The sequence below is a fragment of the Vreelandella neptunia genome (assembly GCF_022489065.1).
Taxonomy (GTDB): Bacteria; Pseudomonadota; Gammaproteobacteria; order Pseudomonadales; family Halomonadaceae; genus Vreelandella; species Vreelandella neptunia_A.
In genome coordinates, this window is the sequence record NZ_JAKVTW010000001.1 from 651,622 (window position 1) to 663,563 (window position 11,942).

General features: G+C 55.2%; 13 protein-coding genes. 11 read left to right on the top strand and 2 right to left on the bottom strand.

Going from position 1 to position 11,942, the window contains the following annotated elements:
* Positions 1 to 8 precede the first annotated feature (8 nt).
* The 10 genes from nrdI (at position 9) to MLE19_RS02995 (ending at position 9,349) form a co-directional block, all read left to right on the top strand.
* Positions 9 to 443 (top strand): class Ib ribonucleoside-diphosphate reductase assembly flavoprotein NrdI, encoded by a 435-nt coding sequence (gene nrdI / locus MLE19_RS02950; protein WP_240716569.1) that lies wholly within the window; start codon positions 9 to 11, stop codon positions 441 to 443.
* Positions 425 to 2,647: a class 1b ribonucleoside-diphosphate reductase subunit alpha gene (gene nrdE / locus MLE19_RS02955; protein ID WP_425356787.1), complete on the top strand. Its 2,223-nt coding sequence runs from the start codon at positions 425 to 427 to the stop codon at positions 2,645 to 2,647. The genes nrdI and nrdE overlap by 19 nt, the downstream gene beginning before the upstream one ends.
* Positions 2,648 to 2,764: 117 nt before the next feature.
* A complete protein-coding gene (nrdF, locus tag MLE19_RS02960) occupies positions 2,765 to 3,736 on the top strand; it encodes a class 1b ribonucleoside-diphosphate reductase subunit beta (protein ID WP_088701738.1) in 972 nt (323 codons plus the stop codon).
* Positions 3,737 to 3,791: 55 nt separating this feature from the next.
* Positions 3,792 to 4,196 carry an NUDIX hydrolase gene (locus MLE19_RS02965; protein WP_240716570.1) on the top strand — a complete coding sequence of 135 codons (405 nt, stop codon included), beginning with the start codon at positions 3,792 to 3,794 and terminating at the stop codon, positions 4,194 to 4,196.
* A 211-nt stretch (positions 4,197 to 4,407) separates the two neighbouring features.
* Complete coding sequence (locus MLE19_RS02970; protein WP_240716571.1) at positions 4,408 to 5,190, top strand: DUF3450 domain-containing protein; 783 nt, start codon at positions 4,408 to 4,410, stop codon at positions 5,188 to 5,190.
* Positions 5,187 to 6,569, top strand: a complete 1,383-nt coding sequence (locus MLE19_RS02975) for a MotA/TolQ/ExbB proton channel family protein (protein ID WP_425356788.1) — start codon at positions 5,187 to 5,189, stop codon at positions 6,567 to 6,569. The genes MLE19_RS02970 and MLE19_RS02975 overlap by 4 nt, the downstream gene beginning before the upstream one ends.
* Before the next feature lies 1 nt (position 6,570).
* Positions 6,571 to 7,113 (top strand): MotA/TolQ/ExbB proton channel family protein, encoded by a 543-nt coding sequence (locus MLE19_RS02980; protein ID WP_240716572.1) that lies wholly within the window; start codon positions 6,571 to 6,573, stop codon positions 7,111 to 7,113.
* Entirely contained in the window at positions 7,106 to 7,513 is a 408-nt protein-coding gene (locus tag MLE19_RS02985; protein ID WP_240716573.1) for an ExbD/TolR family protein, read from the top strand. Before MLE19_RS02980 ends, MLE19_RS02985 begins: the two co-directional genes overlap by 8 nt.
* On the top strand, positions 7,510 to 8,265 hold the full coding sequence (locus tag MLE19_RS02990; protein WP_240716574.1) for an energy transducer TonB: 756 nt from the start codon (positions 7,510 to 7,512) through the stop codon (positions 8,263 to 8,265). Before MLE19_RS02985 ends, MLE19_RS02990 begins: the two co-directional genes overlap by 4 nt.
* A 4-nt stretch (positions 8,266 to 8,269) precedes the next feature.
* Entirely contained in the window at positions 8,270 to 9,349 is a 1,080-nt protein-coding gene (locus MLE19_RS02995) for a tetratricopeptide repeat protein (protein ID WP_240716575.1), read from the top strand.
* Positions 9,350 to 9,433: 84 nt separating this feature from the next.
* On the opposite strand, the gene xthA is transcribed toward MLE19_RS02995, so the two are convergent.
* Positions 9,434 to 10,261, bottom strand: a complete 828-nt coding sequence (gene xthA / locus MLE19_RS03000; protein WP_240716576.1) for an exodeoxyribonuclease III — start codon at positions 10,259 to 10,261, stop codon at positions 9,434 to 9,436.
* On the bottom strand, positions 10,261 to 10,518 hold the full coding sequence (locus MLE19_RS03005; RefSeq protein ID WP_240716577.1) for a hypothetical protein: 258 nt from the start codon (positions 10,516 to 10,518) through the stop codon (positions 10,261 to 10,263). The genes xthA and MLE19_RS03005 overlap by 1 nt, the downstream gene beginning before the upstream one ends.
* A gap of 144 nt (positions 10,519 to 10,662) precedes the next feature.
* On the opposite strand from MLE19_RS03005, the gene rhlB reads away from it, so the two are divergent.
* A complete protein-coding gene (rhlB, locus tag MLE19_RS03010; RefSeq protein WP_240716578.1) occupies positions 10,663 to 11,937 on the top strand; it encodes an ATP-dependent RNA helicase RhlB in 1,275 nt (424 codons plus the stop codon).
* The last annotated feature ends 5 nt before the right edge of the window (positions 11,938 to 11,942 follow it).

Here is an 11,942-nt window from a genome sequence, read left to right on the forward strand (position 1 = left end):
CCAACAAAATGCTGGCAAGTTGCTCACACACACCTATGGCCGGCAGTTTGGTGTACTTCTCTACTAAATCAGGTAACACCCATCGTTTTGTAGAAAAACTTGGATTTGCCGCGACGCGGCTGCCGCTGAATCGAGATGAGCCTGCGCTACGTGTTACCCAGCCTTATATTTTAGTTACCCCTACGTATGGTGGGGGAAGTGCCCAAGGCGCGGTACCTAAGCAGGTCATCCATTTTCTCAACGATACGCATAACCGGGGCCTCCTGCGGGGAGTGATCGCCGCGGGAAACACCAATTTTGGCGAAGCATATGGTCTTGCTGGCCGCATTATTGCGAAAAAATGCCATGTGCCGCTGCTTTATCGATTCGAATTATTTGGCACCGACGATGACGTGGCCAATGTCCGTCAAGGAGTAGAAGAGTTTTGGAAACGACAAACTTAGCGCCGAAAGAGATGGCCCCGAAAGACTTAGCCTCTAAAGACTTGGCCACTAAACCCGTTGAAGCAAAACGGCCAGCGGCGGCCACTGAAGCACGCACGCTGGACTATCACGCTCTCAATGCCATGCTCAATCTGTACGGTGCCAATGGCGAGCTGCAGCTGGATAAAGATCGTGAAGCGGCACGTCAATACTTTTTACAGCACGTTAACCAGAACACGGTTTTTTTCCACTCGTTGGAGGAAAAGCTAGATTACTTGGTGGAAGAGCAGTACTACGAAGCAGAAATGCTGGCTCAGTACAGCTTCACCTTTATCAAGGCGCTGTTTGAGCAGGCGTATGCGTATAAATTCCGTTTCCCAAGCTTTTTGGGCGCCTTTAAGTACTACACCAGCTATACGCTAAAGACGTTCGACGGCAAGCGCTATCTTGAGCGTTATGAAGATCGTGTATGCATGGTCGCGCTGACCTTGGCGCGGGGCGATGAGGCATTGGCCAAGTCGCTGGTGGATGAAGTGATTACAGGCCGTTTCCAGCCTGCGACCCCCACCTTCCTGAACTGCGGCAAGCAGCAGCGTGGTGAGTTGGTATCGTGCTTCCTGCTGCGTATCGAGGACAACATGGAGTCGATTGGTCGCTCCATTAATTCGGCGTTACAGCTTTCCAAGCGCGGCGGCGGTGTTGCCTTCCTGCTCTCCAATATTCGTGAGTCAGGCGCGCCCATCAAGCGCATCGAGAATCAGTCGTCCGGCATTATCCCCATCATGAAACTGCTGGAAGATGCGTTCTCTTACGCTAACCAGTTGGGAGCTCGGCAGGGCGCCGGGGCGGTTTATCTAAACGCTCACCACCCAGATATCCTGCGCTTTTTGGATACCAAACGGGAAAACGCCGACGAGAAAATTCGCATCAAAACGCTCTCCTTGGGCGTGACGATTCCGGATATCACCTTTGAACTCGCCAAGCGCAACGATGATATGTACCTATTCTCGCCCTACGATGTGGAGCGTGTATATGGGGTGCCGTTTGGCGATATCAGCGTCACCGAGAAGTACCAGGAAATGGTCGCGGATGCGCGCATTCGCAAGCACAAGATCAATGCGCGGGCATTTTTCCAGGTGCTGGCCGAGCTACAGTTTGAGTCCGGTTATCCTTACCTGATGTTCGAAGACACGGTTAATCGCGCTAACCCGATTGCCGGCCGTATCAATATGAGCAATCTCTGCTCGGAAATCTTGCAGGTCAACACGCCGACCGAGTATGACGACGATCTGGGTTATCGCCATGTCGGCCAGGATATCTCCTGTAACCTAGGCTCAATGAACATTGCCAAGGTAATGGATTCAGGCGATATCGGTACCAGTGTGGAAGTCGCCATTCGTGGCCTCACCGCCGTTTCTGAGATGAGCAATCTGAGCAGCGTACCTTCAATTGCCGAAGGTAACGCCCAGTCACGCGCCATTGGCTTGGGCCAGATGAATCTGCATGGCTATCTGGCGCGGGAACACATCTACTACGGCTCTGACGAAGGCTTGGATTTTACTAATCTCTACTTCTACTGTGTGGCCTTTCATGCCATCCGCGCGTCTAACCGCTTAGCCATTGAGCATAACGATACGTTTGCAGATTTCGCCAACTCTACCTACGCCTCTGGTGAGTTCTTTACCAAATATATCGAGCAGGCGTGGCTGCCGCGCACCGATAAAGTGCGTGAGCTATTTGAGCACAGCGGTATTGCACTGCCGACCCAAGATGATTGGCATGAGCTGAAAGCCTCAGTTATGGCTCACGGCTTATATAACCGTAACCTACAGGCCGTACCGCCTACGGGCTCAATCTCCTATATCAACAATTCCACCTCCAGTATCCACCCGGTGGCTGCGAGAATCGAGATCCGTAAAGAGGGTAAGCTAGGGCGTGTTTACTACCCTGCGCCGTTCCTCAATGAGGCGAATTTCGACTACTTCCAGGATGCCTATGAAATTGGCCCTGAGAAAATTATCGATACCTATGCAGAAGCCTCGCAGCACGTTGATCAGGGGTTATCGTTAACCTTGTTCTTCCCTGATACGGCCAGCACCCGCGATATCAACAAGGCGCAGATTTACGCCTGGCGCAAAGGGATCAAGACGCTTTATTACATTCGTCTGCGCCAAAGTGCCTTAGAAGGTACCGAGGTGGAAGGCTGCGTTTCCTGCACGTTGTAATATCTCTGGTTTTGCGGATACGCCCTGTGTATATCGTTAGGCGTTCGTTTTTATAACCAGCTTTTATAAATGAGTTTTGCTAGCCCGGCTTTGAAAGCCGGGTTTTGAGAGAGTGATATGAATACCATGCAACGTTTGTCGCGGGTTGACGCGATTAACTGGAATCGGCTTCAGGACGATAAAGACCTGGAAGTATGGAACCGCTTGACCAGTAACTTCTGGCTGCCGGAAAAAGTGCCGCTGTCTAATGATATCCAGTCCTGGAATACCCTTACTGATAAAGAAAAACAGCTGACGATTCGCGTGTTTACCGGTCTTACGCTGCTGGATACTATCCAAAGTAGTGTCGGTGCACCGGTACTGATGGAAGATGCCCGTACTCCCCACGAAGAGGCGGTTTATACCAACATCGCCTTTATGGAATCAGTGCACGCGCGCTCCTACAGCTCGATTTTCTCCACGCTTTGTACCACTCGCGATGTGGACGACGCGTTTCGTTGGAGCGAAGAGAACCCTACGCTACAGGCCAAATCTCAGCTGATTTTAGAGCGCTACCGCTCGGACGATCCGCTGATGCGCAAAGTCGCCAGCGTTTTTCTTGAGTCGTTTCTGTTCTATTCTGGCTTCTACCTGCCGATGTACTGGTCCAGCCATGCCAAGTTAACCAACACCGCCGATTTGATTCGTCTGATCATTCGCGATGAAGCGGTACACGGCTACTACATTGGCTACAAATTTCAGCAGGCAATGGCGGAAGCCACCCCCGCGCGGCAGCAGGAAGTCAAAGACTACGCCTATGAGCTACTGCTTGAGCTTTACGACAACGAGGTGCGCTACACCGAGTCGCTGTATGACGAGGTAGGCTTAAGTGAAGACGTTAAAAAATTCCTTCACTACAACGCCAACAAAGCGCTGATGAACCTTGGCTTCGAGCCACTGTTCCCCAGCAGTGTCACGGATGTAGATCCGACCATCATGGCGGCGCTTTCACCTAACGCCGACGAGAACCATGACTTCTTCTCCGGCTCCGGTTCTTCTTACGTGATCGGCAAAGCCGTCGCCACCGAAGACGACGACTGGGCGTTTTAAGCGGTTAATCGGTGAGTGGTATTAGCGAGAATCAACCGCCCTGAGGGAGGAAAGTATGCCAAGCAATGCAGCTAACGTTTTGAAAATAGCCGCTGCCGTGGTGAGCGATCCTGATGGGCGTTTACTATTGGTACGTAAGCACAATACCTCTTTCTTTATGCAGCCGGGTGGCAAGATCGATGCGGGTGAAAGCGCGTTAGAGGCGCTATGCCGTGAGCTGGATGAAGAGCTGGGCTTGCAGATTAGTGAGGATCAATTAATCCCGCTGGGCATACAGTCCGCCCCCGCTGCCAATGAACCCGGCGTTGTGCTTGAAGCGCACCTGTATAGCCTTGTTATCGACGAGCCTGTCGAGGAGGCGGCGGCTGAAATAGCCGAAGCAAGATGGGTCACCCGTGAAGAGGCCTGGCAGCTACCGCTGGCACCGCTGACAAAAGAGTATGTAGTAGTAAACCATTAACCTTGAATTATTGTGATAAAGAGCGCCGTTGGGCGCTTTTTTTATGCACAAAGGTAGATCAAATCACCCGGCTGTTAATGATAAATATTGTCATTTATTATATTAGTGGTAGGCTAGGCAGCGTAAAAGATAAACGCAAATCGTTCTAATACCTAATTAGTTTTTAGCCTGGCGGTGACAGCCGCTGGCTACTCAGTGACGGAGAGTCGACGTGCTGAACAGGCCTTTCTTTGCCTTGCGTGGATGGTGGTTAGCGGGAGTGCTGGCCAGTGGCACGCTGTTGGCAAGTGAACAAGCAGTGGCCCAAGCGGCCGAAAGTGTCGAAGCCCAGGAGGCCCAGGCGGCCCTCCAAGAGCAAATAGATACTGCCGATGAGCAAACCCGTGAACAGTTGGAAGAGCTGCGCCGTCTGGAGCGTGAAACTCTTCAGCTGAAGGCTGACAATGCCTCGCTAACCGGGCGCTTAGCGGAAGAGGCTGAGCGTCAGCAGCGCCTGGCCACGGCGCTGGATACGCTGGAAGAGACCCGGGCAGCGCTGCCTGTCATCGAGCAAAACATGTCGGCGCAATTGAGCCAATGGGTCGAACGAGACTTGCCGTTTCTGCGTGAGGAGCGATTGGCACGGGTTGAGCGTCAGCCAGACGAACAGGGCGACAACACCATTGAGCGCATCAACGGGCTACTCGAAGCGTGGCGCGTTGAGCTCGATTATGGCCGGGAAATGGATAGCTGGCGGGGACGCTTACGTCAAGAGAACCGCGAGCGGGAAGTAGATTTCTTACGTATTGGACGTATCGGCTTTTATTACCTAACTCCCGATGGCCGAGAAGGTGGCGTGTGGAGTGCTGAAAGTGGTGCATGGCAACCGCTTGATGATGAGTACCTGCGTGAAGTGCGCAGTGGGCTGCGCATGGCAGAAGATCAGCGCGCACCAGATTTATTAACCCTGCCGCTCTCGATCAGCGCCAATGACTTGCAGGGAGAGCAACCATGAGTCTTTTTTGTCTACCGTTCAATTGCCGACCAGCTAGTGGCTTAACAATGCGTCGGCTAGGTTCTATCTGCGTGCTATTGGCACTGGTGGCATTCAGCGGGATCGCCACGGCGCAAACGGATAGCGCTACTTCGCTGCGTGAAGCCCGTGAGGCGGCGCAAGCGCGAGACCAACAGCGACTAATGGGCTTTCTGGATGATCAACAGGCGCTAGCGTCTGCCCTGGAGCAGGCTCGCGCTGAAAACGAAGAGGCCCAACAGCAGTCACAAGCGCTGCAGGCGCAACAGGAAGAGCAAACTAATCAAGCCAGCGAGTTGAGCGAGCGCCAGGCGGAGCAGGGTGAGGCGCTTTCAAGTCTACTCGCCAATCTTACTCGACACAGCTCGGAAGTACGTAATGCGTTAGGTGAAGAGAGTTTGCTTACACTAGAAGAAGTATCGCTACCGCCGCGCTTAGACGAAGTGGAAGTGCTTGAGCGCTCACAGTTGGAAGTAGTGGTAGATCGTTTAGCAACGTTAACCGCGCGGACTGGTCGTGCCGAGCGCCTCACGCTGCCCGTCGCCGACGCCAATGGGGAAGTGTCGCCTCGTGAGATAGTGCGCTTGGGCGACTTTGCGGCTTTTACTGAGAGCGAACTGTTGCAGCGCGGTGAAGGGGAGAACAGCTTAGCCGTATTGCCACGTACGCCTGCAGAGATCAGTGCTTCTCTAGCGGCCTACTACCAAGGTGAAAGCAGCGTGTTTGCCGTTGATCCTACTCAAGGCAGCGTGCTGGAAGCCTTAGCACAGCAGCCCAGTTTATGGGAGCGCTTCCAGCAGGGTGGTTATGTCGGCTACGTCGTCGTGGCGTTGGGTATTCTGGGCATGATCATCGGGCTAGGGCAGTATCTCTATCTGGTGCTGGTGAGTCTGCGTGTTAAACGCCAGCGTAACGCCCTTGATCATCTGCAGGCCAATAACCCGCTGGGGCGCGTATTGCTACGTTTTGAAGGCATGGATAAGCATCAAACCCCTGAAGCCCTGGAGGCAAGGCTGGACGAGGCGGTGCTGGCTGAATTGCCAAAGCTAGAGCGTAGCCAGCCGATGGTCAAACTGCTTGCTGCGATTGCACCGCTGCTCGGTTTGCTGGGGACGGTAACCGGTATGATCGTGACGTTTCAGGCGATTACTGTATTTGGCACCGGTGACCCGCAGCTAATGGCGGGCGGTATCAGTCAGGCGTTGGTCACCACCGTGCTGGGTCTGATTACGGCGGTGCCGCTGCTATTTGTTCAGACAGCGCTGGCAGGGCGAAGCCGCTATTTAACCCACGTGATTGAAGGACAGGCGAGCGCCACACTGGCGGATCATCTGGAATCTCACACGGCAGTGGTGAATTAATATGTCCGCGCTTCCTCTCTGGCTCGAACCCGTCGAGCGCTTGGTAGAGGCGGGTGGGGCAGTGCTCGTTGTGTTAGCGGTAGTGGCCGTGCTGGTGTTTGCCATGGCCATGGAGCGCTGGTGGTACTACCGAATCACTTGGCGATTGGCGCGGCGTCAGTTACTGCGCCGCTGGGCGGCGCGCAGCGACCACACCAGTTGGAGCGCTCGCACGCTGCGTCATGTGTGGGCGGAGGCGCTGGTCGCCAGGCTGCGCAAACCCTTGCCGTGGTTGAAACTGCTGGTCGCATTGTGTCCTTTGCTGGGGCTGTTAGGCACGGTAACCGGCATGATTAGCGTATTCGATAGCCTCTCGCTGAGCGAGACCCATCAGGCTCGTGCCATGGCGGACGGTGTTGCACGGGCAACGCTGCCGACGCTAACCGGTATGGCCATTGCCGTGGTAGGGCTTTTATTTATTAGTCGTTTAGAGCACGTCATTCGTCGTGAAGACCAGCGGCTGCATGATCGCTTGGCGCGGGCACTGGAGGAGAGTGATGCGTAGACGTCGTTCCATAGATACGACCGCTGAGAGCAATGAGGTCAACCTCACACCCATGCTCGATGTGGTATTTATCATGCTGATTTTCTTTATCGTCACCACCAGCTTTGTCAAAGAGAGCGGTGTCGAGATTGAGCGGCCGGAATCAAGTGCTGCCACTCCTCGCCCAGATGCCCAGGTACTTGTCGCGGTTTCCTCTGAGGGTGCGGTATGGGTGGACGGTAGCCCCGTGGACATTCACCGGGTAGGCCAGCAGGTCGCCGAAATGCTGAGTGATGATGGATCAGTAGTGATTCAGGCGGACCGCGCATCCACTACAGGGCTGCTGATCGAAGTGATGGATCGCCTGCGCGAAGCGGGCGTTGATAAAGTGGCGGTGGCGGCGAGTCGGAGTGGCTCATGATGCGGCACCTGCTGTCTTTATTAGGAGGTGTTGTGCTGGCGGTGGGCTTGTTCTGGCTGCTGGCGCAGTTGGTGGCGCCCCCTGAGCGAGAGCCGGAAGAAATTACCATGAGCATGGCAATGACCATGGTTGAAGCACCCGAGGTTGCCCCTGAGCAGGAGGCGCCTACGCCTCAGCCTGTTCAAGCCGCGCCGCAACCAACGCCTCCGCCAATGCCCGCTCCTGAGCCACCGCCGGTGGCCGAAAGTGCCATTACTCTTCCTGAGGTGGAGCTGCCTGAGGAGCCTGTCGAGCCGGTTGAAATGGACAGTGAGCTTCCGGAGCTCACGGAAGTAACGCCTGAGCCAGAGCCAGCGCCGGAGCCGCCACCGCAGGATACACCAGCAGAGCCAGCGCCTACTCAAAGTGCACCGAATACCGTAGAGAGCGAGCCTGCCGTGCGAGAGGCTGCGCCTGAAGCTCAGCCAGCGCCCTCCAATGAGCCGGTAAGCGTAGGCCAGGCGACGCCTACCAGTCGGGTTAATCCAAGCTATCCAGCGCGGGCCCAGCGTCGCGGCATGGAGGGCTTTGTGGAAGTCGCGTTTATGATCCGCCGTGATGGCAGTGTGGATGCCTCGTCAATCAGGGTGACCAACGCGCAGCCGCGTCGAGTGTTTGAAGACGCTGCTCAGGAAGCGATTGCCCAATGGCAATTTGAGCCTAGCGATCAGTTGCGTAATGCCACCCAGCGGATCGAGTTTCAGTTGAGGTAGCGGTATGAAGCGTCCTTTAACGATTTTATTACTAAGCGTTTGGTCTTTTTCGGCACAGGCCGGCCCTGCGCTGCAGGGCGATGTGATTGCCGATCTCAATGCGCTGCAAAGCCGATTGCAAGAGAGTCAGTCACAAGAGGCCGCGTTGACCCAAGTCGTTGAGCGAGCAACTGCCCAGGCCGAGCGGTTAGCTTCCGGCAATCAATCGGATCAATGGGCCAGTGCGCTCTATCAGCAGCTAGCAGCAGGAGCGTTGGTGCGTCAGGATCAACCTGCTGCGGCAGCGGACCGACTAGCGACTGCCCGCGGAATGAGTGGCGTTGACGCTGATCAGGCGGCTCGCTGGCTACGTGAAGAGGCTTCACTTCGTCGTGCTGCCGGTCAGCGTGACCAAGCCATAGAGCTACTCACTGAGTGGTTAGCGAATCAACAAGATAGTGATGCCGTCTGGCAGTTAACCCGCTTGCTGGCACAGCAGGAGCGCTGGGATGAGGCCGCCCGTTGGGTTGAACAGGCGCAGAGTGAGACGCCAGAGCTAAGCGAAGCGCAGCAGGCGTTGGCGTTGGCGATCTACCGCAATGCTGGGCAAGGCGATCAGGCGCTAGGTTGGTTATTAAGTGGCTTGAATGCGCAGAGCGATACCGCCGATTGGCGCCAAGCTGCCGGTCTCGCCCAGCAGGCCGGGCAGCCGGGCGTCGCTGCTGGCCTGTGGGAAATGGCGTGGCAGTTAGGCAAATTAACCGAGCCTGAAGATCGCTGGCTATTGATTCAGTTGCATCTGGCAGGTGGCACGCCCGCACGGGCGGCAGAGTACCTTGAGCAAGCGCTGGCAGAGGGTGAGGTTGTGCGCGACGAAACCAACTTGCGCCTTCTCGCCAATGCTTGGCGGCAGGCTAAAGACGTTGAGAAAGCCCTGGATGCCTGGCAAGCATTAGCGATGCACACTCAGGCAGCTACTGACTGGCGAGCCTATGGCCAGCTTGCCTATGCGTGGGGGGAGGATGAACAAGCCCAACAGGCCTTTGCCCAAGCCTCAGAACTGGGGGACGAAGAAGCTTCTCAGTGGCTGGCCAGTTTTAACTAGGTTGTCGGTAAGAAAAGAGGATGGTGCGGTGCGTCGGCGATAGGGTAGCGCCCTCGCAGCACCTATCGCCGCAGACAGTGAAGACTACGATTTAAGCGAAATATCAAAGTCACTCCAGGTGGGGGCGTGGTCTGAGGGGCGCTCCATGCCGCGCAATTTGTAGTCGATACCCGCGTCAGTGACGCTTTCAGCGAGCCCTTTAGTGACTAAAATATAGTCAATACGCAGTCCTCGCTTCGGCTCCTGATTGAACCCTTTTGAGCGATAATCAAACCAACTGAAGCGATCATCACTTTGTGGGTAGCAGAGTCGATAGCTATCAGCGAGCCCCCAGGCTTTAATGCCTTCGAGCCATTCGCGCTCAATAGGCTGGAAGCTGGTTTTGCCTTCGCGCAGCCAGCGCTTGCGGTTAGCGTCACCAATGCCGATATCCTGATCTTCCGGTGAAATATTAAAATCACCCATAATCGCCAGCCGCTCATTGGGGCGGTGCTGTTCGTTGAGCAGCCGTGCTAGCTGGCCATAAAATCGTTCTTTATGGGGAAATTTTGTCGGGTGAGTAATGTTTTCGCCCTGAGGGAAATAGCCGTTCCATACCGTCACGGCTTCTCCATCTTCCGCGGTCAGGCGAACGCCGATCATGCGGCGCTGAGCGTCTTCCTCATCATCGGGGAAACCGTAAAAAATTTCTTCGGGCGCCTGGCGGCACATCAATGCGACGCCATAGTGGCCCTTTTGACCGTGATAAAAGACGTGGTAGCCCATGGCCTCGATGTCGGCGATGGGGAACTCGCTATCTTGTACCTTGGTCTCCTGAAGCCCAATCACGTCCGGCTGCTGAGTGTCGATCAACGCCTGTAACTGGTGAAGCCGTGCTCGGATGCCATTAATGTTGAACGAAACCAAACGCATTACGAGTTGTCCCCCTGAGGCTTGGTGGTGCCGCTGTTTGATTTGTCAGGGTGAATGGCAATATTCTGCCCTTCCTGTTGGCGGGCCAGTTTTCTCACCGCCTGAAGCTTGCGCTGCTGCTGCTTTTTTGCCACAAAGCGGCGTGATGGAGCCACCTGATCAGGGTTGTCGTGGCGCCACTTTTTATAATCTTTACGCCGACCGGTACGAATAGTCACCTTGTCGGCCAGTGAACGAGTTTTTTTCTTACGCGTCATATCGCGCTCCTTACGTCGATTTGACCGCTATTCTAACAGGCCTTGGGACTCCTTCGACAGCAGGACGCGCTCTTATCGCCAAGCCCTGGTACAATGCGCACGTCAAGATGCCAACTTCCACAGCAATGGACAGATAGACAGCCTATGAGCGAGTCGGAACAGACCACAGCCCCGGCCCAGAATCGCAAGCCAAAACGCCGCCGTCGTAAACCGCGTCGTCGCCAGTCGAACTGGGATCTTCGTCAGTTTCAGGTGCCCGCCGTGGCCGGTAAGTGGCGCTTTCATGACTTTGATCTGCCGCTGCCCTTAATGCGCGCTATTCACGCCCAGGGGTTTGAGTACTGCACACCTATTCAAGCCGAGGCCCTGCGCCAAACGCTATTAGGTGGCGACATTGTCGGTAAAGCGCAAACGGGAACCGGTAAAACAGCGGCCTTTTTGATCTCGGTGATGGCCTACTTCCTTGAAGAGCCAACGCCCAATGGTCAAAAGCCGGGTGCGCCGCGCGCGTTGATTATTGCGCCTACCCGCGAGCTGGCACTGCAGATCGAGAAAGATGCCAAAGCCTTAGCGCGCTTCACACAGCTCAACGTAGCGAGTGTTGTCGGCGGTATGGATTACCAGAAGCAGCGCGAGAGCCTGGGCAGCAAGATCGATATTCTGGTGGCAACACCAGGGCGACTGTTGGATTTCCATCAGAAGCGCGATATCGACCTGAACGAAGTCGAAGTATTGGTGTTAGATGAAGCCGACCGCATGTTGTCGATGGGCTTTATCCCTGACGTGAAGCGCATTATTCGCTACACGCCTAAAAAAGAGGAGCGTCAGACTTTCCTCTTCTCGGCTACCTTTACCGACGACATTCTTAACCTTGCCAGTCAGTGGACGCTTGATCCTGCTCACGTCGAGATCGAAGTGACCGTTGAGAATCAGGCGGATATCGATCAGCGTGTGTACCTGGTGTCCGATGACGACAAGCAGCGGTTGCTGGTAAACCTGCTCCAGCAGGAGAGCTTCGAACGCGTGATGGTGTTCGGTAACCGTCGTGATCTAGTGCGCAAGCTTGACGACCTGCTGAAAAAGGCTGGTGTCAGTGCGGCGATGCTGTCGGGCGATGTGCCGCAGAATCAGCGTATCAAAACCCTGGAAAGCTTCCGTGAAGGTGAGATTCAGGTGCTGGTCGCCACCGACGTTGCTGGTCGCGGTATTCATATTGAAGACGTCAGCCACGTCATCAATTATACCCTGCCGGAAGACCCGGAAGATTACGTACACCGTATTGGCCGTACCGGTCGCGCCGGTGCCAAGGGTGTGTCGATTAGCTTCGTTGGCGAAGAGGATGCGTTCTCGTTGCCGGAAATCGAACGCTATATCAATGACAAGCTGCCCTGCGTGCATCCGCCGGAAGGTATGCTCTAAACCGC

What these genes read in the sequence shown, in the direction of transcription:
- nrdI (WP_240716569.1), top strand. Translation starts at nt 9, where the DNA reads ATGCTGGCAAGTTGCTCACACACACCTATGGCCGGCAGTTTGGTGTAC.
- nrdF (WP_088701738.1), top strand. Translation starts at nt 2,765, where the DNA reads ATGAATACCATGCAACGTTTGTCGCGGGTTGACGCGATTAACTGGAAT.
- MLE19_RS02965 (WP_240716570.1), top strand. Translation starts at nt 3,792, where the DNA reads ATGCCAAGCAATGCAGCTAACGTTTTGAAAATAGCCGCTGCCGTGGTG.
- MLE19_RS02975 (WP_425356788.1), top strand. Translation starts at nt 5,187, where the DNA reads ATGAGTCTTTTTTGTCTACCGTTCAATTGCCGACCAGCTAGTGGCTTA.
- MLE19_RS02980 (WP_240716572.1), top strand. Translation starts at nt 6,571, where the DNA reads ATGTCCGCGCTTCCTCTCTGGCTCGAACCCGTCGAGCGCTTGGTAGAG.
- MLE19_RS02985 (WP_240716573.1), top strand. Translation starts at nt 7,106, where the DNA reads ATGCGTAGACGTCGTTCCATAGATACGACCGCTGAGAGCAATGAGGTC.
- MLE19_RS02990 (WP_240716574.1), top strand. Translation starts at nt 7,510, where the DNA reads ATGATGCGGCACCTGCTGTCTTTATTAGGAGGTGTTGTGCTGGCGGTG.
- MLE19_RS02995 (WP_240716575.1), top strand. Translation starts at nt 8,270, where the DNA reads ATGAAGCGTCCTTTAACGATTTTATTACTAAGCGTTTGGTCTTTTTCG.
- xthA (WP_240716576.1), bottom strand. Translation starts at nt 10,261, where the DNA reads ATGCGTTTGGTTTCGTTCAACATTAATGGCATCCGAGCACGGCTTCAC.
- MLE19_RS03005 (WP_240716577.1), bottom strand. Translation starts at nt 10,518, where the DNA reads ATGACGCGTAAGAAAAAAACTCGTTCACTGGCCGACAAGGTGACTATT.
- rhlB (WP_240716578.1), top strand. Translation starts at nt 10,663, where the DNA reads ATGAGCGAGTCGGAACAGACCACAGCCCCGGCCCAGAATCGCAAGCCA.